A 26975-nucleotide genomic window follows, 5' to 3' on the forward strand; every position below is an offset into this window, starting at 1 on the left:
TTTTGCTTTCTATATTATACCACAAAAACATAAAAAAAAGAAGTTTATAGCCCCTTTTTTCAAAGGAGAGATAAACTTCATTTTCTTAGTAATTTCAATTACAGGCGAAATTTTAACCAAATAAGAGAATAGACCTTTTAATTTACCTAGTAAGTTCTCACTGGAAGAACAACTTGGATGTTATCACTCTCATCTAATCCTGTAATCTGGAATGGTCTCATCTTTTCAGTAAAGCGCAACTGAATTGTTTCAGTTCCAATAGAACGAATCGCATCAGCTAAATACTTTGCACTAAATGAGATAGTCATTGGTTCACCCTTATAGAAAGCTTTTGTTAAGTTTTCTTCTACTGAACCGATTTCCTGTGAATAAGAAGAAAGAATGTTTTCATCAGGAGACATCGTTAATTTTACAATATTACTCTGTTCATCAGAAAGTAAAGAAGCACGGCTGATTGCACCAAGTAATGCGGAACTATTGATAGACATAGTATAAGACCCCTGATCTTCTACTAAACGTGATGTATTAGGATAAGTACCATCAATTAAACGAGTTAATACAAGATACTGACCAATCACAAATAATACTTTACGATCAGATACATAAAGATCAATCATTTCATCTTTTTCAATAATGTGAATAATCTGATTTAAAGACTTCTTAGGAATGACAATGTTAAACTGAATATCATCATCAATTGGCTGACTAACCTGAGCTAAACGATAACTGTCAGTCGCAATACATACAAGCTTGTGCTGGTCTACTTTGAAATTCACACCAGTAAGTACTGGTCTTGTTTCTTGTTCACTAGTCGCAAATAAAGTTTTTTCAATAATCTTCTTGAATTCATAAGACTTCATAGAGAAGTGCTTACCATTCTTATTTAAATCAATACGTGGGAAGTCAAAAGACTTAGAACCATTTAAATCAAATAAAGAACTTTCAGAAGTAATACGAGTTAAAGTACCATCTACAACCTGAATATGAACTGTTTCCCCATCAATCTTACGAATAATTTCTAAGATATACTTAGAAGATAAAACAACTGATCCAGTCTGGTTAATAATAATACCTTCATTAATTGTAGTCTGAATACTGATATCACTATCAGATGCAGTCAATACTAAACCATCTTCTAATAAGTCAAACTTAATACCTGTTAAAATAGGTAAAGGACTCTTTAAAGAAACAGCTCTAGAAACCTTAGCTAGTGCATCTAATAAGACAAGTCTATTAATATTAAAATCCATTTTTTTCTCCTTTATTTATTTTATTAATTAAAGAATAATTATAATAATACTGTGCATAATGTGCATAAGTTGCGTTTTTGTTGAGTATTCCATAAGAATTCTCATTTTTCACGGTGCACAAGTTGTGCATACGTGTGCTTAACTTAAGCGTTCCATTAAATCATTGATTGCTGTTTTATAGTTAGGATCCTGTTTCATCTTCTTCTTAACTTTAGAACAAGCTTTCATGATTGTAGAATGATCTCTTCCCCCAAATTCCTGGCCAATCTGGATATAAGAAATATCAGGAACGAGTTCTCTGACAAGATACATCGCAATATGTCTTGCTGTAATAATATTGTTTGTACGTGATTTACTCGTTAATTGTGTGACGGATAGATTGTAGTAAGAAGCAACTGTTTCCTTAATGGTATCAGGAGTCGCTTCTTTTTTAGTCACAGTTGTTGTGTTATCTGGATTATCAAATGCTTCTAATGCGAAATCCAAGCTGATATGATCAAGATTTTGTCCACATACTACTTTATAGAATAGAAGTGTTGTAACAGCACCTTCTAAGTCTCTAACATCCTTATTGAAATGAGAGGCAATAAAGTCTAGTACTTCTTCATCAATAGGATAATCAATCATACGTGATTCAATCTTTTTCTTTAAGATCGCCTTGGCTGTTTCAAATTCAGGATTATCAATAGTCACTGTTAAACCCTGTCTAAAACGAGAAACAAGGCGGTTTTCCATTCCTTTTAACTCAACAGGAGGTTTATCACTTGTAATAACAATCTGTTTTCCTGAATGTTGGAGCGTATTGAAGATATTGAAGAACATCTCCATACTTCCTTCTTTATTCGCTATAAACTGAATATCATCAATCAATAATACATCAACACTACGATAACGATGATTAAATGTTGCAATCGTATTATTACCAATTGCTTCTACATAATCATTCACAAATGCTTCTGCATTTGTATAAAGAATACGTTTACCTGGAAATTTCTTTTTCACATAGTTTCCAATCGCATTCAACAAATGTGTCTTTCCAAGTCCGGAATTACTATGAAGGAATAAAGGATTATATGTACCAGGTTTTAAGGCGACTGCCAAAGCAGCATTTTGAGCAATTCTATTACAATTACCCACAACGAAGTTATCAAAAGTGAGTTCAGCACTTAAATGATCATCAAAATCATCTATTTCTTCTTTCACTTCCACTACTGGGGCTTTTGCCATATTCATATTCTCATATTCCTGGTTAGTCATAACCTTTATAGTGGCTTTAATACCAGATACTTCATAGAAGAAATCTTCAAGTTGTTCACTTGCATCCTCTATAAAGGTCTTATTAAAAACCGATTCTATAGTAATGATTAATTCATTGTTTTGCAGTTCTTTAGCCTCTGTCTGGGTGAATATTGAGTCGAATACGATCTTATCGTCACTGTTTTCTCCATAGCGATTGAGGGTTTCTGTCCAGAACTGCTTCAAGTTGTCCATATATTCACCTTCCTTTGCACCCTTCATTATAAAAGAAAATGGGAATAAAGACTAGTGAATATTGACTATTCACAGTAATGATGTGCACAAAAAAAGGTGAATAAGTACTTATTCATACGTTATTCAAAGTCTTTTTCACGAGATATTCACATTTTTATTGTGAACTTAACGCAATTTTTTGAATTCTTCACACTTATTCACAAAAATTGAGAATATCTAAAAAATAGTATTGCACCATGTTATATGTGTATATATGTGCGGTATTTCCTCTATTCACGTCTTATTCAGATTATTGTGCACATAAAAAAATATGTTATATAGGAGAAAAATGATGGTTTTACACAATATGTGAATGAATGAATTCCGATGGGGAATGAAGTGTGGAAAATAGCAGTGAAGAAGCAAAAACTATTGAATATAAGCCAAAATTTCTTATAAATAATATTGACTTGAAATAGTATTTCCCATATAATGACACTGCATATGTTATGTAGTATAAAAAAAATAGCTACATATTGGAGGTGTAAAAAGAATGAAAAGAACATATCAGCCAAATAAAAGAAAAAGAGCTAAGACTCATGGCTTCAGAGCTAGAATGGCAACTGTAGGTGGACGTAAAGTTATCGCTAGACGTCGTAAAAAAGGAAGAAAAGTATTATCTGCCTAAAAAAAAATCCACTTTAATGTGGTTTTTTTTCTAAAAGAAATATGAAAAAAGAATTACGTGTAAAAAAAAGTACTGAATTTGAAACCATTATAAAGAAAAGAAAAAGCGTAGCGAATAGAGAGTTTGTTTTATATTGGAATCCTAATGATCTAGAGCATATGCGTATTGGTTTGTCAGTCGGTAAGAAAATAGGGAATGCCGTTGCCAGAAACAAGACTAAGAGACAAGTAAGAATGATGGTTCATGAACTGTTCACAAAAGAAGACCATAATGATTACATTCTGATTGTTAGAAAACCCTATTCTCAGAATGATTTTGAACAGAACAAGAAATCTCTTCAAAATCTATATTTAAAAATGAAAAAAAGAATGGAGAAGTAAAAATGGTATTAGATCCTCGTACAAAGAAGTACTTAAAGATCTTTGCGGTGATTGCTTTAGTGTTCATTTTTACAGGGTGTACAAGTAATGTTGACAAGAACGGTCATTTATTAGCAAGCCGTGCTATCACTGAATCAACACCATGGACATTAAAAGCAGGATTTTTTGATTTTATTCTTACAATTCCTATCGCAAAGGGAATCTTATTAATCACTTCATGGACAGGTAATGTCTTATGGGGTGTCATCTTAATGACTATTCTTATCAACTTGATTATCTTACCAGTTATGATCAAGTCTACTATTTCTACACAGAAGATGCAGATGCTTCAGCCAGAAATGGAAAGAATCCAGAACAAATATCGTGGTAAGAATGATCAGACTAGTCAGATGCGTATGCAGAATGAAATTATGAACTTATACAAGAAAAATAACGTTTCTATGTTTGGTTCATTATGGACTTTCTTAACATTACCTATCATGTTCGCTATGTATGGTGCTGTTCAGAGAATCCAGATCTTGTATACATCACAGGCATTTGGTATGAATTTAGGTTTAACACCTTTATCTCAGATTACTAGTGGTAAATTCATTTATATTGCCGTTATTTTAGTTATGGCTTTATCTCAGTTCTTTGCTATCGAAATCAACAACTTAATGTTGAAGAGAAACAAGAAGTATAAACCTTCTGCTCAGCAGAACCAGATGAAGACTATGAATATCGTAATGACATTAATGATCATCTACTTTGGTTTAATCATGCCAACAGCTATGTCATTCTATTGGATTACAACTAACTTAATTACTGTAGTTAGAACAGTATTTATTCAGATTCAGTATATTGAAAAGCAACAAAATCAGAAAGACAGTAATGTAATTAGGTAATCACTATGAATACTTATGAAGCTAAAACAGAAGAAGAAGCATTAAATCGTGCTTGTCAGGACTTAGGTATTACACCAGAAGAATTCCATTATGAAGTTGTTGAAGTTCATAAGGGATTATTCAGTAAGAAAGTTGTTATTGCTGGATGGTGTGAATCTATGGTTGAAGAATATGTAGGTCAGTTCGTAGAAAGAACACTAAGTTCTTTAGGTTTCGAAACACAGACTACTGTCTTCAAACAGGATGATCGTATCTACTGTAATGTAGAAACAAGTAATAATTCAGTTGTGATTGGTAAGAATGGTGTTATTTTAAGAGCATTAAACTTCATTACTAAGAGTGCTGTCAATACTCAATTCAAGCAGCGTATTGAAATCTCTGTAGATATCAATGGTTATAAGGAACAGAGATACCAGAAGGTTGCTGCAATGGCTAAACGTTTTGGTAAGAAAGTACAACATTCTAAGATCAATATGAAGTTAGATCCTCTACCAGCTGATGAAAGAAAAGTAATTCATCAGGTGATTGCAGAAATGCCACATCTTGCAACACAGTCACACGGTGAAGGTAAAAACCGTTACTTAGAAATTTATTATGTTGATTAAAGAAGGCTCTGCCTTCTTTTTTTTACATTCTTTTGATAGAATGGATGGGAAGGGAGATGCGTATGAAAAAATTGAATTTATTAGAAGGACGTATTGTCCCTCTTCTTATAAAATTAACACTACCTATTATTGGTACATCATTTCTAGAAATGGCCTATGCACTGATTGATATGCTTTGGATTGGAAAGCTTGGTGCTTCCTCTATTGCAGCAGTTGGTGTAGCAGGTATGTTTAGCTGGTTATCGCAGGGACTCGCAATGATTGCGACACAGGGTGGACAAGTTAAAACAGGACATTCATTAGGTGCAGGTAATCAAGAAGCAGCTACAGATTATGCTTCATCGGCGATTCAGTTAGGGATTATATTCGCACTATTATTCTCTTTCTGTACAGTTGTATTTTCAAGTTTCTTTATTGGTTTATTTGGATTATCATCACAATCTACTGTTAACCAGGCTATTAACTATTTACGTATTACATGTGGTTTGATTATCTTTAACTTCTTAAATATTATTATGACGGGTATTCTAAATGCCTCTGGTGATAGTCAGACACCATTCCAGTGTAATAGTGTTGGTTTGTTATTAAATATTATCCTAGACCCATTCTTTATCTTTGTATGTGATCTAGGTGTTGTAGGTGCAGCACTTGCGACAGTATTAGCTCAAGTTTCTGTATTTCTATTGTTTATGAGACATAACTTTAAGAAGAATACACTACTTAAACATATTTCATTGAAGAAGGTTTATTCAAAGATTTATTATAAGAATATACTTAGAATTGGTTTTCCATTAGGATTACAAAGCATGTTATTTTCTGTATGTTCAATGGTAGTAGCTGCTTTTGTAGCTGAGTTTGGAGATGCAGCTGTTGCAGCACAGAAGGTAGGTACACAAATAGAAAACATTTCTTGGTGTATGGCAACTGGATTCCAGACATCTATTAATGCCTTTATTAGTCAGAACTATGGGGCAGGTAAGTATGATCGTGTGGAGAAAGGATATCGTACAATGCTGGTATTCTCTATACTATGGGGTATTGTATGTACAAGCTTGATGGTCTTCTTCCCTCATGTGATTTATGGCTTCTTTACTGATGATTTAATGGTAACTCAAATTGGAGAAAACTATCTACGTATAGTGGGTCTATCAGAGACATTTATGATTCTAGAATTAATGATTTCTGGAGCCTTTAGTGGATTAGGAGAAACAATTCCTCCTTCTATTACAAGTATCGTATTCACTCTAGGACGTATTCCGGCTATTTTATTAATCTTAAACACACTCCATTTAAATGGTATCTGGTGGGTTATTTCTTTCTCAGGTATTATTAAAGGTCTGGTTAATTTTATTTGGTTCTATAAGTATAAGAAAAGAACACTTAAGGAGGTATGACGATGAATGATGATATTATTTGTGCTATTGCGACATCTCGATTAGAAGCCGCTATTTCTATTATTCGTATATCGGGTAAAGGGTGTATTGATTTTGTTCAGAGCTTCTTTACGGGTAATCTAAATAAGAAGTCTCAAACTATTTCTTATGGCTATATTGTCGATGGTGAAGAGAAAGTAGATGAAGTACTTATTTCTATCTATCGTGGACAACATACATTTACTGGTGAAGAAATGGTAGAAATCAACTGTCATGGTGGTGTCTTTATTACGAATAAAGTTCTTTCTTTATGTTTAAAGAAAGGAGCGAGAATGGCTGAGCATGGAGAATTCTCTAAGCGTGCATTCTTAAATGGGCGTATTGATTTATCCCAGGCAGAAGCGATTAGTGATTTAATTACAGCTAATAATGATCAGGCAGCTAAACTAGCATTAAAAGGAATACAGGGAAATATCACAAACTTCATTAAAGACTTAAAAGAAGACCTGATTAAGATTATTACTCAAATTGAAGTAAACATTGATTATCCAGAATATGAAGATATAGAAGAACTAACAGCTGAAAAGCTGTTACCTGGTTCTGTATCTTTAAGAAAGAAGATGGATGATATTCTTGATCGTTCTAAGAATATGCATTTAATAAAGGATGGTATTTCTACTGTCATTGTAGGTAAACCTAATGTAGGTAAGTCTAGTTTATTGAATGCATTATTAGAAGAAGATAAAGCTATCGTAACTGATATTGCAGGAACGACTAGAGATGTAGTAGAAGGTTCTATTCGTTTAAATGATATTGTATTGAATATGATTGATACAGCAGGTATTAGAGAAACAGAAGATGAGATTGAACATATGGGTGTTAAGAAGTCTTTATCTTTGATTGATCAGGCTGATTTAGTACTAGTTGTATTAGATGGTTCTAGACCTTTAGAAGTAGAAGATAAGGAACTATTAGAACGTACTGAAGGATTAAATAGAATTGTATTAATCAATAAGTCTGATAAGGGCTGTGTGATTGATACAGAAGGTATTCATATTAGTGCTAAAGAGAATCATATAGATGAACTCATTCAACATATTAAAGATGAGTTTGACTTTAGCGCTATTACTAATTCTCAGGCACAGGTACTTGCGAATCAAAGACAGGTACAGTTATTAGAGAAAGCTTCACAGTCATTAAATGTTGCGATTCAGGCCATGGAGGATGGTATTCCTACAGACTTGATTGTGACTGATTTATATGATAGCTGGGAGAACTTAAAAGAGATTTTAGGTGAACAGGCTAAAGAAGATTTATTGGATGAATTATTTAAGAGATTTTGTATAGGGAAATAGAAAATCCTCTAGGTATGACCTAGAGGATTTTTCTTTTAAAAATAAATGGAAGGTTTTCTCCCTCCATGCTTTAACGCCCTGCACTTATGTCGGTAGGAGCCGTACTGATAAGGTATATCTACCTTCGAATAAATTATATAATAGTATGAATTTTTATCAAGAATTCAGCTATTTTTATTAAAGGTTTATTAAAGCAGCTGAATGGAATGAGTATAATTAGATTGTCTCATAGGTCTATGGTAAGTACAAATGAAGCAAGTTTTTTTTCCTCCTTTAATTTAACGTTTAACCTTCCAATAACCCTTTTTCCTTGAACCAACTCTTTCTAAAAGTCCTTTTTTCTTTAATATAACAATATTTCTTGTAATTGTTCTATTACTAATACCTGACAATATTACTGTTAATTGTTTAATTGTAATGTCTGGTTTATTTTTCATTATTTCTAGTATTTTTATTTTTTCCATAGTTAGTTCTATCTCATCTTTCACATCACTTTGATGATTTATTATGTTATCAGTACCATCTTGAGTATTTATTTTGTGATTGGTACCATCTTGATCATTTATTATGTCACCAGCACCTTTTTGAATATTTATTGTGTCATTTATTATGTCACTAGCACCATTTTGAACATTTAATGTGTCATTTATTATGTCATCAGCGCCTTTTTGAACATTTATTGTGTCATCGGTCCTATTTTGGTCATTTAAACTGTCTTCCTTTTTATCACTATAATTAAGATTTGGCATAATAACAGTAAATTGATACCTATCAGACCTAAAATATGGTTTCTTGTCTTCTTTATAATTAATTTGAAATGCATAGTTATCTATTATTTTCGCAAATCCACTTCCTTTTCGTTCCATCTGACTACTCCCACGGGCAATCCCGTGGGGTTCTGATTGCCAAGTGTAGCTTATAATCGTACATCATTTTCAGACTTTGGAGTTACAAGTGTAAATCTATTTGAATCAGAACTTTCATTACCAAGCAGTCCAGCGACCACATTGACGGTAAATTTCTACTTTCGTAAGGAAGTATAATCAATCTCCCTGAATATGTTTTACGCTATCTTAATTCCGCTATTTAATACCTTGATCTCGTTAACCTTAATCCATTCAATTAGTGCTTTTTCTTTGCTGTAACACTTATCAAATTCAGAAATGCATTTGTTTTTATCGATATTTTTAGTTCTGTAATCGTAACAGTATAATAGGAATGATGAATACAAGTCTCTTTGTACCTCAGTACCATCTTGCAGCTTATACATTCGGTCAGATAGTTTCTTTTTAATATAGTCATCAACAGTATGATCATATTGACTTGCTCTGTAATCATTAGATACTTCAATATATATACCACCTGATACCTTGAATTTCTGTTCTACAGTAGCTTGAAACCCAGAAGGACATCTATTCTTTATGGATCTGCCAAAACGCTTTTTCCTATTAAACTTGCCTTTGCTATTGACCGTAGTTTCTTTAGCTCGTCTCATAAGCTTGCCTGCATTTTTAGGTTCTGTGATAAATACATCTCCAAGACTTCTTAAATGGTTAGCGTCTTCATTTATTGCAAGCTGTCTGTTTATGGCATTGATGCGACATAATTCAGAATGTTTTTCTTTTAATTTCTTATAATGATTAGAATAAATCCAGGTTTTGCGGCCTTTTTTAACAGTACCATCATCATTATAATTCTGCGGATTAGTTGCACGTCTTGACCTGTCCATAGCACGGTGAAGCAGACGTTCTTTTCTCTCAGAAGTCTGAATACTGTTGCCACGCTCTGAAAGATTCTTAAGTCCTACTTCTGTATCGGAAGTATAGGCAACTGTCTGTGTACCAATATCAGCACCTATAATACCTCTTCCGAACTTATGTCTTGGATTGCCATGCTTGTCATATTTTGGTTTCGCTTTACCCTCGATAGTAAGATGCAGATATACTCTGTATTTACCTCTTATCATCCTGGGAACAAGTGTAGCATAGCAGGGTCTGTATGTATCTATGCAACAGCCCTCTTTAATAAGAGTATTAGCAGCCCTGTCATCCAGAATCTCAGATTCGGCAAGATATGATAAAACCGCATCTACTTCATCCTGCTGGAATCTATCATTTATTTGTATTCCAAATACCATCCTGCCAAGTTTGAAATGAAGTTTATTGTCTGTAACGGATATAGGTATGCCACGATTCATCTGCTTTGCACGAATACAAGGCAGTTCTCCATATCTTGAGAAATGAATGGCATTACCATTACCATATAAGCATTTTTCAATACCACGCCATATATCTTCGGCTTTAGTCAGAGCGAATACAGCGTCTACACCATATTTCTTGCCTATTGGAATCATGGACGTTCTGCAGTATTCCCATGTAATATTATAAGCTTTCTGCATTTCTTTAAGTAGTTCAGCATAAGTTTTTCGTTTATCCTTATCTTTAGAATCACCATAAAGAAATAGCAATTTGCGGTATCTCTTTGTACGCATAAGCTGGTTATAATTCTTTCTCATAAGACCAACAAGTTCATTGCCTGCTTTTCTGATCTTATTCGAAAGCTTTACAACTTTTTGTATATCAGAAGAAGACATATCAGTTTCAGCAGCTAAGATATGCCTGTCAGAAAGCTTATGAAATTGTTTAAGATGTCTTTTATGTTCTTTATCAGTTATCATTTTTCTGCTCCTTAATATTATCTTAATTACTGTAGATACAAAATATCATCTAAACCATAAAATACCGAATCCTGCATAGAATTGTATTAATTGTGGAAATGCCTTGAATAGTTCAATAGCACTTATATCTTTAAAAGTCCCTACAACATCATAGGAAGCAGCAGTTTGTGGTACATCTACAAAGACATGTATATGGTCAAGCATTACAACAAGAGCCTTAATGTGATAATAGATTTTTCTGTAATATCTGTTTCAATATTTCCTCTACATAACCTTTTAATACCAGAAATATGAATTTAGAATACCTGATGATGTGATACTGTATCAGATATTATCAATACGAAGCACTATGATATTGTTCCTCACTGTCTTGTTCACCCAATTGATATTTTTCCTGAATTCCTCTACGCAGCAAGTCAAGAAATATGATACTCTCACCTTCCTCAGCAGAATAGATACGTGCAGGGTTTTCAAGTTCTGTTTTCCATCCATCAGGAATGGAAATATTTATTTGTATGTTGTCACGTTTAGTTCGTGCCATTACTTTTTTCCACAACTTGAATGATATGCTGAATTATTAGGATTGCACTGTTCTGCATGGTTATTATTGTTCGCTATATGTTCAGCATTATTAGGATTTTTCTGATTACAGTGATGGTTGTTGTGTTGTATGTGTGTTTATATCATAGTTACTTTTACTAATGATCTGTTTACTTTCTATACTTTAATATACATAGATTATATATCATTTTTCTAAGTATTTATCAAGTGAAATGTGGCTTTCATCCCACACGCAAGCGTGTGGTTTTTTCGCCACAAATTTATAACACTACCTTCATATTCTGCTTCATCTAGTGCATCTAAAACACCACTACCTTTATTTAAACCATTCCATCTTGTACAAAATAATCTTGAATGATGTACAGGGCTATCATCTACAATTAAAGAGCCAGCTATAGTAAGATAACCTTCCTCATCAGCCAATCCAAATGATATTAAATTCTTTTCGTCAAAACTATAACCTGTCCACTTCTTATATCTTTCCCTTAGTTTTGAAAAAGAATAATCTCTTATTTTATACATAGATTTTTGTGAATCATATGATTTATTACGGCCTCGTAATACTAATCTTTGAAGTTCCGTAGGAGAGGCTTTAACACTCTCATTTCCAATTCGTATATAAGCTTCTAAAGATCCATCATTATAATAGTAATAAGGCGTTTCATCACCTTTAAATACCTCTAAAATAATTAGAATATTATCTTCTACTTTACGAAAAGACATTTTAAATTCTGGAATTGGATTTAACTTAGTTTTGATTATTTCACTAATTTTTTCTGCATCTTTAACTGGATTATCTAATCCAATGATTTCATTTTCATCAGATACTCCAAAGATTAAATCGCCACCTAATGTGTTCGCAAAAGCACTAATACTCTTACACCAGCTTTTTGGTTTTCTCAACTCAACCTTTAATTTCTTGTCATATTCTGTTGTTTCACCTACTAGATCATTTATTCTCATTCAAAGTACCTTCCTTAATTTTCTATTCACTAATATATACTCAAGATATTAAGAATTTTCTTTAAATAAACTAAAGATAAACGCAAAGTTTAAGAAAAATGTTGCTACTAGATCATCAAATTAAGCTTAACATCAGATTTCTTAGCTAATTTCTTAGCTTACAAGCATGTAGGTTATGCTTTATTTTAGTGAAGATAGAGATGTAATGTTAGTGCTGAAGAATTTCAAAATTAGAATGATTGTATGATATAATAGTTCTATGTTTATGAGACAAGAGTATATGTTTCATTGCATTGAAGGTAGAATGGATAAAGGAAGGTTACGAAATTATGACTATAGATAACAAAAAGGAACAGGAACGCGAAGAACTACATCGTGCTATTTGGGCTATTGCCGATGAACTTCGTGGTGCAGTAGACGGATGGGATTTTAAAAACTATGTTTTAGGTACAATGTTCTATAGATATATTTCTGAAAATATAGCTAATTATATTAATAAAGGAGAAGAAGCAGCTGGTAATACAAATTTTGACTATACAAAGATGTCTGATGAAGAAGCTGAAGAAGCAAGAGATGGATTGGTACAAGAAAAAGGTTTCTTCATTCTTCCATCAGAACTTTTTTGCAATGTAGTTAAGAAATGTGATAAAGAGGATGCTTATTTTATTGATCAAGAAGGTGATAAAAAAGATATCAAATCTAATCTAAATGTATTTCTTGAAATGATATTTGATCATATTGAAAATTCAGCTGAAGGTAGTGAATCTGAATCTGATTTTAGTGGTCTTTTTGATGATTTTGATGTAAACAGTAATAAACTAGGTCCAACTGTATTAAGAAGAAATGAAAAACTTTGTAAGCTTCTTAAAGGTGTAGCAGACATGAACCTAGGAGACGTAAAAAATCATGATATTGATGCATTTGGTGATGCATATGAGTATCTTATGACTATGTATGCTTCTAATGCAGGTAAATCAGGTGGAGAGTTCTTTACTCCTGCAGATGTATCAGAACTACTTACTAGACTAGGAACAGTTGGTAAAACTGAGATAAATAAAGTATATGATCCAGCATGTGGGTCAGGTTCACTGTTATTAAAGGCAGAAAAAGTACTTGGAAAAGATAATATACGTAATGGTTTTTATGGACAAGAAATAAATGTAACGACATACAACCTTTGTCGTATCAACATGTTTTTACATGACATTGAATTTGATAAGTTTAATATAGCATGTGAAAATACATTGATTGAACCAGCACATTGGGATGATGAACCTTTTGAATTGATTGTTTCAAATCCACCCTATTCTATAAGTTGGCCTGGTAATGATGACGCAACACTTATTAATGATCCTAGATTTGCGCCTGCGGGTGTTCTTGCGCCAAAGAGCAAGGCAGACTTAGCATTTATTATGCACAGCCTTTCTTGGCTTTCTTCTAATGGCACTGCAGCAATTGTATGCTTTCCTGGAATTATGTATCGTGGTGGTGCTGAAAAGAAAATTCGTAAATATTTAATAGACAATAACTTCATTGACTGTGTTATTCAATTACCTCCTAATCTCTTCTTCGGAACATCAATAGCAACATGTATTATGGTTCTTAAAAAGTGTAAAACAGACAATAAGACATTATTCGTCGATGCAACAAATGAATGTATAAAGGTATCAAATAACAATAAGCTTACACAGGAAAATATGGATAAGATTATTAATTGTTTCACAAATCGTAATGAAATTGAATATTTTTCTCATCTAGCATCATATGATGAAGTTTTAGAAAATGAATATAATCTTTCGGTATCCAATTATGTAGAAGTGAAAGATACAAGAGAAAAAATTGATATTGTAAAGCTAAATGCAGAAATAAAAGAGATTGTTTCAAGAGAAGAGACTTTAAGAAAAGCAATTGATGAGATGATTTTAAAAATTGAGGTACAGTGATGAGCAAATTAAATGAACATATAAAACATTTGAGTCACAATAATGTAAAATATAAAAAATTAAAAAATATATCTGAAATGAAGAGAGGAACATCATTGACAAAAGCAAAAGCCAATAAAGGTAACATTCCAGTTATTTCAGGTGGAAGAGAGCCAGCTTTTTACTGTGATACATTTAATCGTGAAGGAGGAATTATAACTGTAGCGGGAAGTGGTGCAGGAGCTGGTTACGTTCAATATTGGGATACGCCTATTTTTGCGAATGATTGTTTTACAATTAAAGGAGTAGACCAAGTTGATACCAAATATTTATACTATTGTTTAACGAATATACAGGGAAAAATTTCAGATACAAAAAAAGGTGGCGGAGTACCACATGTACATATTTCAGACATAGAAAATTTTAAAATTCCTGTGCCTTCATTAGATGTTCAATATGAAATTGTCCATATTTTAGACAGTTTTATAAGACTGACAGAAGAATTGACAGCAGAGCTGGTAGCAAGAAAAAAACAGTATGTCTATTATAGAGATGAATTGTTAAACCTGAATGATACTATTCCAATGGTGAAACTTAAAGAAATATCTACTTCCATTTATAGAGGTGCCGGAATCAAACGTGATCAAGTTAAAGAGGAAGGTATCCCCTGCGTACGATACGGAGAAATTTACACTACATATAATACATGGTTTGATAAATGTGTATCCCATACAAAAGAAGAGTATATTTCAAGTCCTAAATATTTTGAATATGGTGACATTTTATTTGCAATTACAGGTGAGAGTGTTGAAGATATTGCAAAATCGATTGCTTATATTGGACATGAGAAGTGTTTAGCTGGTAGTGATATTGTTGTTATGAAACATAAGCAAAATCCTAGATATCTTGCACATGTATTAAATACTTCTATGGCACGACAGCAAAAAAGCAAAGGAAAAGTTAAGAGTAAGGTCGTTCACTCAAATGTTTCATCAATTGAACAGATTGAAATTCCATTACCTTCTCTTGAAGTTCAAAAACGTTATGCTGATGTTCTTGATAACTTCGAGAAAATTTGTAATGATCTCAATATTGGTTTACCTGCTGAAATTGAAGCGCGACAGAAACAATATGAATATTATCGTGATTTGCTCTTGACGTTTGCTGAAACAGGCAACACAATCTTGACAGACAGACAGACAGACAGACAGACAGACAGACAGACAGACAGACAGATGACTATATTGCGTTGATTCGATTATGTCAATATGTTTTCGGATATGCGTGCATTGAACTTGGGACAGTCGGAAAAGTTTCAATGTGTAAGCGAATTATGAAAGCTGAGACTAGCACTACTGGTGATGTGCCTTTTTTCAAAATTGGTACGTTTGGTAAAAAGCCTGATTGTTATATATCTAGAGACAAGTTTGAAGAATACAAAGAGAAATATGCTTATCCTAAAAAAGGCGATATTTTGATATCTGCTTCTGGAACAATTGGCAGAACTGTTATTTTTGATGGAAAAGATGCTTATTATCAGGATTCTAACATTGTTTGGATTGCAAATGATGAAAGTATTGTATTGAATCGATATCTATATTATTACTATCAAATGCAACCATGGAATGTGCCAAGTGGCGGTACAATTGCAAGATTGTATAATGATAATATTAGTAAAACAAGAATTATCGTTCCTAGCATTGAAGAACAAACTCGTATTATTTCGATTCTTGATCGCTTTGATGCTCTTTGCAATGACCTAACTTCTGGTTTACCTGCAGAAATCGAAGCTAGACAAAAACAATATGAATATTACAGAGACAAATTACTTAGTTTTAAATAAGTAAAGGAGGTGGATGCTATGCCATATTTCAATATTGTTGCACAGTCAACAGAAAGCACAGTTGTTACAGAATATGAAGCAGTTAAAAGTAGATCTAGTCAATATCAATCAGAAGCAGCATTAGAAAAAGAATTTATTCATATGCTTACTGAACAGGGATATACATATCTTACAATACATCATGAGAAGGATCTTATTGCTAATCTTCGTATTCAATTAGAAAAGTTGAACAATTACCAGTTTTCTGATAATGAATGGAAAAAATTTTTTAAGAGCCATATTGCAAACAATAATGAAGGTATTGTAGAGAAGACAAGAAAAATCCAAGAAGATTACATACAAGTATTAAAACGTGATGATGGTACTTCAAAGAATATTTCTCTTATTGATAAAAAGAACGTTCATAATAATTCTCTTCAGGTTATTAATCAATATGTAATCGGTATTTCTGATGGTGCAAAACATGATAATCGATATGATGTTACTATTCTGGTTAATGGCTTTCCACTCGTTCATGTTGAATTAAAACGAAGAGGTGTAGCTATTCGTGAAGCTTTCAATCAGATTAACAGATATCAGAGAGACTCATTCTGGGCTGGTAGTGGTCTATTTGAATACATTCAAATATTCGTTATTTCGAATGGTACTAACACAAAGTATTATTCTAATAGTACACGTTTTAATGCTATTAAAGATTCAAAGAATTCTACTTCTAAAAAAGGTAAAACGAGTAATAGTTTTGAATTTACATCTTTTTGGGCTGATGCAAACAATCGTATAATTCCAGATTTAATTGATTTTACTAGAACGTTTTTTGCAAAGCATACAATCTTAAACATTATTACTAAGTACTGTATTTTCACATCTGAGAATATGCTTTTAGTTATGCGTCCTTATCAGATTACTGCTACTGAACGTATATTAAATCGTATTGAGATTGCGAATAACTATAAAAAATACGGTAATGTTGCTGGCGGAGGCTATATTTGGCACACTACTGGTTCAGGTAAAACACTAACTTCTTTTAAAACTGCAAGATTAGCATCACAGCTTCCTTACATTGATAAAGTACTATTTGTTGTTGACCGTAAGGACTTAGATTACCAGACAATGAAAGAGTATGATCGTTTTGAAAAAGGTGCTGCTAATAGTAATACTTCAACAGCAATTCTAAAAAAACAGTTAGAAGATAGTGATGCTCATATCATTATTACTACTATTCAAAAGTTAGCTACTTTTATAAAGAAGAATAAGAATCATGATGTGTATGACAAGCATGTAGTTATTATTTTTGATGAATGCCATAGAAGTCAGTTTGGTGATATGCATGCAGCTATAGTAAAAAGCTTCAAGAAGTACCATTTATTTGGATTTACTGGAACCCCTATTTTCCCAGCAAATACAGGAAGAGTTACTAAACCTCAATTTTTTACTACTGAGCAGACATTTGGTGATCAGCTTCATACATATACTATTGTTGATGCTATTAATGATAAAAATGTACTACCTTTCAGAGTGGACTATATCAAAACAATGGATATGAGTGATGATATTGATGATGAACAGGTATGGGATATTGCACGTGAAAAAGCAATGACGGCTCCTGAGAGAATAAAACTTGTTACAGAATATATTCTTGATAATTTTGATAGAAAGACTTATAGGGGCGATAAAACATATATCTATAATACTCTTACTAACATTAAAGAAGTTGCTTCAGGAAAAGCAGGAACTGTAGAAGAGATTAAACAAAAACAGCGTATTAGTGGTTTTAATTCTATTTTTGCAGTTGCATCTGTTCCTATGGCTAAATTGTATTATCAGGAATTTAAAAAACAAATGGCAGCTGATCCAACCAAGAAACTACGTGTTGCTACTATTTTTAGTTATGGTGCAAATGAAACAGAATATGAAGAATCTACGAGTGGTATTCTTGAAGAAGAGAATTCTGAAGATACTTCTGCACTTGATCAATCATCAAGGGATTTTCTTGATTCTGCTATTGATGATTACAATAAGATGTTCCATACTAGCTATTCTACAGATGGTGATCAGTTCCAGAACTATTATAAAGATGTCTCTCTTAGAATGAAGAATAAAGAACTTGATCTATTAATAGTTGTAAATATGTTCCTTACAGGATTTGATGCTACTACATTAAATACTTTATGGGTTGATAAGAATTTAAAGATGCATGGCTTAATTCAAGCATTCTCAAGAACAAATAGAATTCTAAATTCTATTAAAACGTTTGGAAATATTGTATGTTTTAGAAATCTTCAAAAACGTGTTGATACTGCAATTTCATTATTTGGTGATAAAGATGCAGGTGGTATTGTATTAATGAAGGGATTTAAAGATTACTATTATGGCTATGAGGATGAGGAAGGTAAAAGACATCAAGGCTATGTGGAGATGATTGAGCAGTTGATGTCAAGATTTCCACTTGATGAGCCAAGAATTACAGGTGAACAGAATCAAAAAGATTTTATTAATCTATTTGGTGCTATTCTTCGTATGAGAAACCTTCTTTCAGCATTTGACGAATTTGCAGGTAACGAAATTCTTACTGAGCGTGATTTACAGGATTATCTTGGTAGATATCAAGATTTACGTGATGAATGGAATAATAAACGTAAACGAGGCGAAAGTACAGATATTATTGATGATATTGTTTTTGAGATAGAACTTATTAAACAGATAGAAATTAATATCGATTATATTTTGATGCTCGTAAAGAAATATCATGATAGTCATTGTGAAGATAAGGAAGTACTTATTACAATTAGTAAAGCAATTGATTCAAGTCCTGAATTACGTAGTAAGAAAGCTCTTATTGAGACATTTATATCTGGTATTAATGATGTTGATGATATTATGTCTGAGTGGCATGAATATATTGCTAAAAAGCGTGAAGAAGAACTTTCTAAAATTATTGTTGAAGAGAAATTAAAAGAACCAGAAACAAGAAAGTTTATTGAAAATGCATTTCGTGATGGAGAAATCAAAACTACAGGCACGGATATCGATAAGCTTATGCCTCCTGTATCTCGTTTTGGTAGTAGTAAAAGAACTATTAAGAAACAGGGGGTTATTGATAAATTGAAGTTATTCTTTGAGAAGTTCTTTGGTGTTGGTGGTTCATTTATCGCAGAAGAATCGGATAATGTGCATTATACTAATGTGACGCATAACCACCCTACTCTTATGGTTGCAGAAGACAAAGATTCTTATAAAGTTGAAAAGGATAGCGAATAATATGGCAAGCATTGTTTTAGACTTACAGAAAGAAATTCTTTCATCAAATTGTGATATTGTTAATGTATTGCGAAAGGCACATTTGATTGCTGTAAAATTAAAACTGTCTGATTTTGACTAATGGATTCAATATGAATTGAATGGATATACTGATAAAGAATCATGTCCAGAATATAGGAAGGATTCATATTCTTCCATACTTTAACGCCCTGCACTTATGTCGGTAGGAGCCGTACTGATAAGGTATATCTACCTTCGAACAAATCAAATAAAAGTATGAATTTTGTCAATATCTCAGCTGTTTTTCAAAAGTATTTCTTATGAGGATGCTGATTTCCAAAGAACCTAAAATTGAACTTTGAAATCAACTTGCATATTAAAATACTAGATGCTATTATTTGATTGCAAATTGGAATGCAATTAACATCAAAGCGAAAAGGTAAGGAATGGGACTCCTTACCTTTTCTAGTTATTTAGAGTGTACTTAGCACTAGGCTGGTTATCGTTTAAATCTTTTGTCCAACCATTTGCATATGTAATAAGCTAAAACACCTGCCACGACAGACACTACTAAATTTAAAATACCTTTCATAGTGTGAGAAAGAGGATTTACATGCTAATTTAAATAAAAAGAAAGGAGATAGCTTTCGCTATCTCCTAGGTCCATCTTCTATTGATATGGTTCCCTTTGATGTTATCTTAATGCTGTACCGAAATGTAATGCTATATAAGCCAATTCATCTTCATTAAATGATTTATGATAATGTTCCTTTACTACATCATTTAAAATCATTGCACATTTATATTCTGTTTCATTTTCAGTTTTAATCTTGTTAGCTAATACATTATCATGTAGCTGTTCATCATTCTTTAAACGCTGAATTGCAGGATAGAAATGCATTGATAATCCTTGATAGAAATCATCATTTTTCTTTAAATTTAATCCTAAACGGTTATTGATTTCTTGTACGGCTTCTAAAGTAATGCTTTCAGTTTCCTGATCAATAATATCGCATTCACTAAAGAAGTCTAAATCTAATAATGTCATGTTTGATAAATACATCGCACAATAACAAATATCATCTTCAGAAATTTTTACATCATATTTCTTAGATAAATCATAGACGATTAACTGTGAAATCTGATAAGTGTTGGCTTGTTTTAATTGTTCAATCTGAGATGAACTCATTTCGATATAAGATCCAGATAATTCTCTTGTAATTGATAAAGCAAGATGAATAGATAAGTTGTCTATTACTGTATCTGAGATATTCATGTTTGCTTCAGTCACATACTTCTTGATTGTCGCAAAGATTTCTGCTTTGCGTAATTTAAATTTTTCTTCTAATTCTATGACCATTTTTTTCCACTACCTCTTTGTGCCCTTATCATATAGGAAAGAAAGCATTTTGTCTATGCTTATTTTTAGATTTGTACACCAAAAGAGGATAATTTAAGCAAATTTATGAATCCGTTTACATGTTTTGTACAAAAAGTTGTATTTCTTGTATAACTATTTTCTCATAGTGAGATAAATAGTATCATATTCGCATTGTGTACCAAGTCTAAATGGGAATCCCCATGAACCATATCCACCAGATACAATAAGATAGTGGTTCTTATAATGGGATAAACCATATGAATTCTGATAGTAATAATGAAGGATAATATTTCCTGGGAAAATCTGTCCATTATGTGTATGACCAGATAATTGAAGATCAGTGAAATATGTATGTTGATTAAATCTTTCAGGATTATGGTCTAGTGTAATAGTAGGTAAAGAAGTATCCATATCTTGAATGACTTGATTGATATCATAGTGATCTCGAGATGTCTTATCTGTAAAGCCGACAATATTAAAAGTATTATCTACAGTTTCATAGGTGTTCTTTAGAAAGTGTATGTTGTATTTTTCAAAGACAGTAAAGTCTGTATGTTTACCATAATATTCATGATTACCAGATATCCAGTATGTTCCATAAGTACTCTTCATATTCATGAATTCTTGTAAAGAACGATTCATTAATGCATCAGGTGTATTTTCATCAAATACATCTCCTGCAAAACAAACAAGATCATAATGTTTATCATTCACTGTTTTTACAAGTTTTCTTGCCTGTCTCATATAAGTGCCAGAACTCAAATGGAGATCACTGACTAAACAGATTTTTAACTTAGATACTGAAGATGTCTTAGGAACAGTGACATGATAGATGACTTCTTTCTTATTATAATGAGAATGGAAACCTGAGATTGTAAGAGTAATCGCAATCATAGTTGCTACGATATTCCCAAAACGATAAGGTCTTCGTTTCACAAATTTAAAGGAGAAACGATAGAGATAAACACATATAAAAAGAATATAAATATACATAGTGAGAAATTGACACACTAGTATGAACATGGTAAAGATATGATTATATGGTTTAAAGTTAAATTTAAGTAATATACCGATTGTAGAAAGAATAGCCATGACAACCACAAATGTTTTAAAAATCAGGTGTTCATGTTTTAATAGCCATATAAAATACAATGCTGGTATAAGAACGAATATGATATATAATGCGATGTTTAGGATTTTAACCATTGTGATAAACCTCCTATATATATTGTATATCTTTTTTAGAGGAATAGTTATGAATAATTACCCTTTCGCTTTTGATGAAATATTTGATATAGATTTGACAGGTAAGTTTGTGGTCACTGGTTTATTTATTTCTATGAGAAGAAGTGATGTAGTTCACTATATTTATAATCATGGAGGTACTGTATTAAGTGCCCCTACACGTGCTACTGATTATTTAATTGTTGGTGGAGAAAAAAGTAAAACATGGAAGTATGGTCAGTATGGTACTAAGATTAGAAAAGGTTTAGACTTAAGAGAGAAGGATGAAAAGATTTTGATTATCTCAGAAGAAGACTTCATGAGATGCATAGGAGGATAAGATGTCTATTGATGTATGTATTAAACAGAAGGGTTTATTTAAAAAGACTATTCCATTAGATGTTATAGTCGGTGATGAATTGGCTTTTGGAATCAATGATGGTATGAGAATGGTGGGTGATGACCAGGAAGGTAATATGATCTTCTATAATCCAAATTCTATTGGTAGAGGTTTTCATATTTCATGGGATGAAGATGAAAAGAATGAATTAAACTTACGTTTACTCAATCCTACTACTACAGATGAAATGCGTTCTTTCTTTAACTGCTTAAGAAGGATTACTAGTTACTGGAAATGCAGTGTCACTATTGATGGTATAGAAGAAGATATAGATGAGTACTTATCACAGGAAGATGATCTTATTGCCTTCAATCATCGTATTATTAAAGAAGTATCAGAAAAGATTGCGAATGGTGAAACAGATTCTCTTACGTTAATGAGTACAATGTGGCCATTAGTGATTGGGAAGGATGAAGCAGAACAGTTTATTCTTAATCCACATCTATTCTCTTCATGGATGCATGAACTTCAAAGTCATGACTATTATTATGCAAAACCACAATTCTTTAAGACAGATCAGGGTATTAAAGGCATCTATGCATTAACTGAAGACTGCCCTACTTTACTTCCTAATAAACCATGGGTACCTGTAGGGTATCAGAATCCTGAAACAGGTGAGAAGCTAGAATGTGATTATTATGAAATAGCTCTTTATTCTACAACAGAAGAAAGATCATTGGGTACGATTCCTTTTGAACGTATATTTACATTAGGACCAGATTATATCAACTATTATGATGGTAACACTGTACTCGTGAATAATCTCCCATTGGAAGTAATGAAAAGACTGTGATTAAAACACAGTCTGGATTAGAAACATATAAGTCATTGTACCTAGAAGAATAGAAAGTAACGTACTATGTTTCCATTTGTGGATACATACTACCACTATAAGTGCTATGAGCTCTGGAATACCATAAGAGTCATAATAGCAGTTGTAATGATAGAAGCACCTGTTGATAGTAGATTAATTGTCACAAACTGCATAGAACCATCATATATACCTATACTCATTAAAACAGCCCAGCCCCATCCCTGACTACTCCCACGGGCAAGCCCGTGGGGTTCTGATTGCCAAGTGTAGCTTGTAATCGTACATCATTTTCAGACTTTGGAGTTACAAGTGTAAATCTATTTGAATCAGAACTTTCATTACCAAGCAGTCCGACGACCACATTAACGGTAAATTTCTACTTTCGTAAGGAAGTATAGTCAATCTCCCTGAATATGTTTTACGCTATCTTAATTCCGCTATTTAATACCTTGATCTCGTTAACCCTAATCCATTCGATTAGAGCTTTTTCTTTGCTGTAACACTTATCAAATTCAGAAATACATTTGTTTTTATCGATATTTTTAGTTCTGTAATCGTAACAGTATAATAGGAATGATGAATACCAGTCTCTTTGTACCTCAGTACCATCTTGCAGCTTATACATTCGGTCAGATAGTTTCTTTTTGATATAGTCATCAACAGTATGATCATATTGACTTGCTCTGTAATCATTAGATACTTCAATATATATACCACCTGATACCTTGAATTTCTTTTCTACAGTAGCTTGAAACCCAGAAGGACATCTATTCTTTATGGATCTGCCAAAACGCTTTTTCCTGTTAAACTTGCCTTTACTATTGACCGTAGTTTCTTTAGCTCGTCTCATAAGCCTGCCTGCATTTTTAGGTTCTGTGATAAATACATCTCCAAGACTTCTTAAATGGTTAGCGTCTTCATTTATTGCAAGCTGTCTGTTTATGGTATTAATACGACATAATTCAGAATGTTTTTCTTTTAATTTCTTATAATGATTAGAATATCTCCAAGTCTTACGACCTTTTTTAACAGTACCATCATCATTATAATTCTGCGAATTAGTTGCACGTCTTGACCTGTCCATTGCACGGTATAGCAGACGTTCTTTTCTCTCAGAAGTCTGAATACTGTTGCCACGCTCTGAAAGATTCTTCAAGCCCACCTCAGTATCAGATGTATAAGCAACAGTCTGTGTACCAATATCAGCACCGATCATTCCTTTGCCATATTTATGTCTTGGGCTGCCATGCTTATCATATTTTTGCTTTGCTTTACCCTCGATAGTAAGATGCAGATATACTCTGTATTTACCTCTTATCATCCTGGGAACAAGCGTAGCATAGCAGGGTCTGTATGTATCTATGCAATAGCCATCTTTAATAAGAATACTAACAGCCCTGTCATCCAGAATCTCAGATTCGGCAAGATATGATAAAACTGCATCTACTTCATCCTGCTGGAATCTATCATTTATTTGTATTCCAAATACCATCCTGCCAAGTTTGAACTGCAGCTTATTATCTCTAACGAATATAGGTATACCACGATTGATCTGCTTTGCACGAATACAAGGCATTTCTCCATATTTTGAGAAATGAATGGCATTGCCATTACCATATAAGCATTTTTCAATACCACGCCATATATCTTCGGCTTTAGTCAGAGCGAATACAGCGTCTACACCATATTTCTTGCCTATTGGAATCATGGACGTTCTGCAGTATTCCCATGTAATATTATAAGCTTTCTGCATTTCATTAAGTTGTTTAGCATAAGTTCTTCGTTTATCCTTATCTTTAGAATCACCATAAAGAAACAGTAATTTACGGTATCTCTTTGTACGCATAAGCTGGTTATAATTCTTTCTCATAAGACCTACAAGTTCATTGCCTGCTTTTCTGATTTTATTCGATAGCTTTACAACTTTTTGTATATCAGAATAAGGCATATCGGTTTCTATAGCCAGGATATGCCTGTCAGAAAATTTATGAAATTGTTTAAGATGTCTTTTATGTTCTTTATCAGTTATCATTTTTCTGCTCCTTAATATTATCTTAATTACTGTAGATACAAAATATCCTCTAGACCATAACATACCGCATTCTGCATAGAATTGTATTAATTGTGGAAATGCCTTGAATAGTTCAATAGCACTTATATCTTTAAAAGTCCCTACAACATCACAGGGAGCAGCAGTTTGTGGTAAATCTACAAAGACATATACATGGTCAGGCTTCACTTCAAGAGCCTTAATGTGGTAATAGATTTTTCTGTAATATCTGTTTCAGTATTTCCTCTACATTACTTTTAATACCAGAAATATGAATTTAGAATACCTGATGATGTGATACTGTATCAGATATTTTCAATACGAAGCACTATGATATTGTTCTTCACTGTCTTGTTCACCTAATTGATATTTTTTCTGAATTCCTCTACGCAACAAGTCAAGAAATATGATACTCTCACCTTCCTCAACAGAATAGATACGTGCAGGGTTTTCAAGTTCTGTTTTCCATCCAGCAGGAATGGAAATATTTATTTGTATGTTGTCACTTTTAGTTCGTGCCATTACTTTTTTCCACAACTTGAATGATATGCTGAATTATTAGGATTGCACTGTTCTGCATGTTTATTATTGTTCGCTATATGTGCAGCATTATTAGGATTTTTCTGATTATAGTGATGGTTGTTTTGTTGTATGTGTGTTTATATCATAGTTACTTTTACTAATGATCTGTTTACTTTCTATACTTTAATATACATAGACAATATGAAATGACGAGGAGGAAACAAAAAAGTAACTCTCCTTAATTGTTCAATCGTGGATTTACCATTATACTTTGAGTAGAAACAAAAATTCATAGTATTGTGGGATTACCGCAAACAAATAAGGAGGGTTACCTATGAATAGAATAATAAAAATAGGGATGGATGTCCATACTACAAACTACACTTTATGCATTTTCGAGCCATCTTTTGAACATGATGGTACAGTTCACTGTATCACACAGGTAAAACCTGAAGTTAAGAACATTATTCATGTTATTGAAACTTTTAAAAAGAAGCATGAAAATGAATAACTGAATATTGTATGTGGCTATGAAGCAGGATGTCTAGGATATTCTTTATATCATGAATTAAAAGAGAAAGATGTGGAATGTGTTATCCTGGCTCCAACAACCATGAAAACTGAAAAAGGTGGAAGAAAACTTAATAACGATTATCGTGGTGCCAAGATGATTGCGGAATGTTTGGCTTATGGTGGATATTCTGCCGTACATGTTCCTACCGAACTTGACAATTCAGTAAAAGAGTTTATTCGTATGAGAGATGATATAAAAGAAAACTTAAAAAGCATTAAGCAACAAATAATTGCGTTTTTGACACGCAATGGTAAACAATTCAATGGAAAAAGTTACTGGACAAGAAAACATATTGATTGGATAAATACAATTTCTTTTAGTGAACCATTACTTCAAGATACCCTGAAAGAATATATGATTGAATATAATCATTTATGTGATCGTGTAGAGACTTTGGATAAACAAATTGAAGAAGTATCATTAAAAGAGGAATATGTAGAAAAAGTGCAACAGCTACAATGTTTAATTGGTATTAAAACGCATACTGCACTATCTTTAATCGTGGAAACAAGTGATTTCAATCGTTTTAAAAAAGGAAACATGTATTCGGCATATTTAGGCTTGATTCCTGGAGATGACTCATCAGGAGGTCATGTAAATAAGCTTGGAATCACCAAAGCGGGGAATAATCACTTAAGAAAACTACTGGTTGAAGCAGCACAAGGTTATACACGAGGGAAAGTGGGATTTAAATCAAAAGATTTGAAAGCAAGACAGGAAAAATGCAGCAGTGAAGTAGTAGCATACGCGGATAAAGCCAATGAAAGATTGAGAAGAAAAT

General features: G+C 32.6%; 27 protein-coding genes and 1 pseudogene. 15 read left to right on the forward strand and 13 right to left on the reverse strand.

The features are described 5' to 3' along the window. Positions 1 to 146: 146 nt before the first annotated feature. Both dnaN and dnaA read right to left on the reverse strand, forming a co-directional pair. Positions 147 to 1250 carry a DNA polymerase III subunit beta gene (dnaN, locus tag ACFOZZ_RS06580; RefSeq protein ID WP_055232931.1) on the reverse strand — a complete coding sequence of 368 codons (1104 nt, stop codon included), beginning with the start codon at positions 1248 to 1250 and terminating at the stop codon, positions 147 to 149. A gap of 138 nt (positions 1251 to 1388) precedes the next feature. After that, a complete protein-coding gene (gene dnaA / locus ACFOZZ_RS06585) occupies positions 1389 to 2741 on the reverse strand; it encodes a chromosomal replication initiator protein DnaA (protein ID WP_376814930.1) in 1353 nt (450 codons plus the stop codon). Positions 2742 to 3273: 532 nt separating this feature from the next. Between dnaA and rpmH the strand changes: the two genes are divergently transcribed. The 6 genes from rpmH (at position 3274) to mnmE (ending at position 8005) form a co-directional block, all read left to right on the forward strand. Next, on the forward strand, positions 3274 to 3408 hold the full coding sequence (gene rpmH / locus ACFOZZ_RS06590; RefSeq protein ID WP_006504672.1) for a 50S ribosomal protein L34: 135 nt from the start codon (positions 3274 to 3276) through the stop codon (positions 3406 to 3408). Between the two features lie 41 nt (positions 3409 to 3449). Further along, positions 3450 to 3788, forward strand: a complete 339-nt coding sequence (gene rnpA, locus ACFOZZ_RS06595) for a ribonuclease P protein component (protein ID WP_006504671.1) — start codon at positions 3450 to 3452, stop codon at positions 3786 to 3788. A 2-nt stretch (positions 3789 to 3790) separates the two neighbouring features. Beyond that, positions 3791 to 4672, forward strand: coding sequence for a YidC/Oxa1 family membrane protein insertase (locus ACFOZZ_RS06600; RefSeq protein ID WP_055232935.1), 882 nt, complete (start codon positions 3791 to 3793; stop codon positions 4670 to 4672). Positions 4673 to 4677: 5 nt separating this feature from the next. Beyond that, entirely contained in the window at positions 4678 to 5277 is a 600-nt protein-coding gene (locus ACFOZZ_RS06605; RefSeq protein WP_055232937.1) for a protein jag, read from the forward strand. Positions 5278 to 5339: 62 nt separating this feature from the next. Next, a complete protein-coding gene (locus ACFOZZ_RS06610; protein WP_376814931.1) occupies positions 5340 to 6671 on the forward strand; it encodes an MATE family efflux transporter in 1332 nt (443 codons plus the stop codon). A 2-nt stretch (positions 6672 to 6673) separates the two neighbouring features. Continuing rightward, positions 6674 to 8005, forward strand: a complete 1332-nt coding sequence (mnmE, locus tag ACFOZZ_RS06615; protein WP_278779191.1) for a tRNA uridine-5-carboxymethylaminomethyl(34) synthesis GTPase MnmE — start codon at positions 6674 to 6676, stop codon at positions 8003 to 8005. Between the two features lie 278 nt (positions 8006 to 8283). On the opposite strand, the gene ACFOZZ_RS06620 is transcribed toward mnmE, so the two are convergent. The 5 genes from ACFOZZ_RS06620 to ACFOZZ_RS06640 form a co-directional block, all read right to left on the reverse strand. Next, positions 8284 to 8871, reverse strand: a complete 588-nt coding sequence (locus ACFOZZ_RS06620) for an HTH domain-containing protein (RefSeq protein ID WP_376814932.1) — start codon at positions 8869 to 8871, stop codon at positions 8284 to 8286. Positions 8872 to 9068: 197 nt separating this feature from the next. Further along, complete coding sequence (locus ACFOZZ_RS06625; protein ID WP_376814933.1) at positions 9069 to 10682, reverse strand: hypothetical protein; 1614 nt, start codon at positions 10680 to 10682, stop codon at positions 9069 to 9071. A gap of 45 nt (positions 10683 to 10727) precedes the next feature. Then, complete coding sequence (locus ACFOZZ_RS06630) at positions 10728 to 10886, reverse strand: transposase (RefSeq protein WP_376814934.1); 159 nt, start codon at positions 10884 to 10886, stop codon at positions 10728 to 10730. 130 nt (positions 10887 to 11016) lie between these two features. After that, positions 11017 to 11223: a hypothetical protein gene (locus ACFOZZ_RS06635; protein WP_376814935.1), complete on the reverse strand. Its 207-nt coding sequence runs from the start codon at positions 11221 to 11223 to the stop codon at positions 11017 to 11019. 212 nt (positions 11224 to 11435) lie between these two features. Beyond that, entirely contained in the window at positions 11436 to 12206 is a 771-nt protein-coding gene (locus ACFOZZ_RS06640; RefSeq protein ID WP_376814936.1) for a helix-turn-helix domain-containing protein, read from the reverse strand. Positions 12207 to 12535: 329 nt separating this feature from the next. On the opposite strand from ACFOZZ_RS06640, the gene ACFOZZ_RS06645 reads away from it, so the two are divergent. From ACFOZZ_RS06645 to ACFOZZ_RS06665, 5 genes and pseudogenes are all read left to right on the forward strand, one after another. After that, the gene (locus ACFOZZ_RS06645; protein WP_376814937.1) at positions 12536 to 14149 is read left to right on the forward strand and encodes a type I restriction-modification system subunit M; all 1614 of its coding nucleotides are present in this window, start codon (positions 12536 to 12538) and stop codon (positions 14147 to 14149) included. Further along, positions 14149 to 15381, forward strand: coding sequence for a restriction endonuclease subunit S (locus ACFOZZ_RS06650; protein WP_376814938.1), 1233 nt, complete (start codon positions 14149 to 14151; stop codon positions 15379 to 15381). The genes ACFOZZ_RS06645 and ACFOZZ_RS06650 overlap by 1 nt, the downstream gene beginning before the upstream one ends. Next, a complete protein-coding gene (locus ACFOZZ_RS06655) occupies positions 15378 to 15971 on the forward strand; it encodes a restriction endonuclease subunit S (protein WP_376814939.1) in 594 nt (197 codons plus the stop codon). The genes ACFOZZ_RS06650 and ACFOZZ_RS06655 overlap by 4 nt, the downstream gene beginning before the upstream one ends. Before the next feature lie 18 nt (positions 15972 to 15989). After that, positions 15990 to 19229, forward strand: a complete 3240-nt coding sequence (locus ACFOZZ_RS06660) for a type I restriction endonuclease subunit R (RefSeq protein ID WP_376814940.1) — start codon at positions 15990 to 15992, stop codon at positions 19227 to 19229. 1 nt (position 19230) lies between these two features. Continuing rightward, positions 19231 to 19434 (forward strand): annotated as a pseudogene (locus tag ACFOZZ_RS06665) (hypothetical protein). A 489-nt stretch (positions 19435 to 19923) separates the two neighbouring features. On the opposite strand, the gene ACFOZZ_RS06670 reads toward ACFOZZ_RS06665, so the two are convergent. Together ACFOZZ_RS06670 and ACFOZZ_RS06675 are read right to left on the reverse strand one after the other, a co-directional pair. Next, positions 19924 to 20589, reverse strand: a complete 666-nt coding sequence (locus tag ACFOZZ_RS06670; protein WP_278780824.1) for a BglG family transcription antiterminator — start codon at positions 20587 to 20589, stop codon at positions 19924 to 19926. Between the two features lie 153 nt (positions 20590 to 20742). Next, positions 20743 to 21816, reverse strand: a complete 1074-nt coding sequence (locus tag ACFOZZ_RS06675) for a metallophosphoesterase (protein ID WP_376814941.1) — start codon at positions 21814 to 21816, stop codon at positions 20743 to 20745. A gap of 49 nt (positions 21817 to 21865) precedes the next feature. Between ACFOZZ_RS06675 and ACFOZZ_RS06680 the strand changes: the two genes are divergently transcribed. Beyond that, complete coding sequence (locus tag ACFOZZ_RS06680; protein ID WP_270397620.1) at positions 21866 to 22174, forward strand: BRCT domain-containing protein; 309 nt, start codon at positions 21866 to 21868, stop codon at positions 22172 to 22174. Position 22175: 1 nt separating this feature from the next. Beyond that, positions 22176 to 23027: a DUF4299 family protein gene (locus tag ACFOZZ_RS06685; RefSeq protein WP_055232950.1), complete on the forward strand. Its 852-nt coding sequence runs from the start codon at positions 22176 to 22178 to the stop codon at positions 23025 to 23027. Here the strand turns inward: ACFOZZ_RS06685 and ACFOZZ_RS06690 are convergent, their stop codons facing one another. From ACFOZZ_RS06690 to ACFOZZ_RS06705, 4 genes are all read right to left on the reverse strand, one after another. Next, the gene (locus ACFOZZ_RS06690) at positions 23028 to 23123 is read right to left on the reverse strand and encodes a hypothetical protein (protein ID WP_278780827.1); all 96 of its coding nucleotides are present in this window, start codon (positions 23121 to 23123) and stop codon (positions 23028 to 23030) included. An 8-nt stretch (positions 23124 to 23131) separates the two neighbouring features. Then, positions 23132 to 23248, reverse strand: a complete 117-nt coding sequence (locus tag ACFOZZ_RS06695) for a hypothetical protein (RefSeq protein WP_278780828.1) — start codon at positions 23246 to 23248, stop codon at positions 23132 to 23134. A 218-nt stretch (positions 23249 to 23466) separates the two neighbouring features. Next, entirely contained in the window at positions 23467 to 25314 is a 1848-nt protein-coding gene (locus ACFOZZ_RS06700; RefSeq protein WP_376814943.1) for a transposase, read from the reverse strand. A gap of 99 nt (positions 25315 to 25413) precedes the next feature. Continuing rightward, positions 25414 to 25620 (reverse strand): hypothetical protein, encoded by a 207-nt coding sequence (locus tag ACFOZZ_RS06705; protein WP_279080258.1) that lies wholly within the window; start codon positions 25618 to 25620, stop codon positions 25414 to 25416. A 334-nt stretch (positions 25621 to 25954) separates the two neighbouring features. On the opposite strand from ACFOZZ_RS06705, the gene ACFOZZ_RS06710 reads away from it, so the two are divergent. Both ACFOZZ_RS06710 and ACFOZZ_RS06715 read left to right on the forward strand, forming a co-directional pair. Beyond that, complete coding sequence (locus ACFOZZ_RS06710; RefSeq protein WP_376814942.1) at positions 25955 to 26131, forward strand: hypothetical protein; 177 nt, start codon at positions 25955 to 25957, stop codon at positions 26129 to 26131. 6 nt (positions 26132 to 26137) lie between these two features. Continuing rightward, the coding region (locus tag ACFOZZ_RS06715; protein ID WP_376814944.1) for an IS110 family transposase at positions 26138 to 26975 on the forward strand (838 nt) is incomplete at its 3' end.

Source organism: Catenibacterium sp. GCM10023432 (genome assembly GCF_042651925.1).
GTDB lineage: Bacteria > Bacillota_I > Bacilli_A > Erysipelotrichales > Coprobacillaceae > Catenibacterium > Catenibacterium mitsuoka.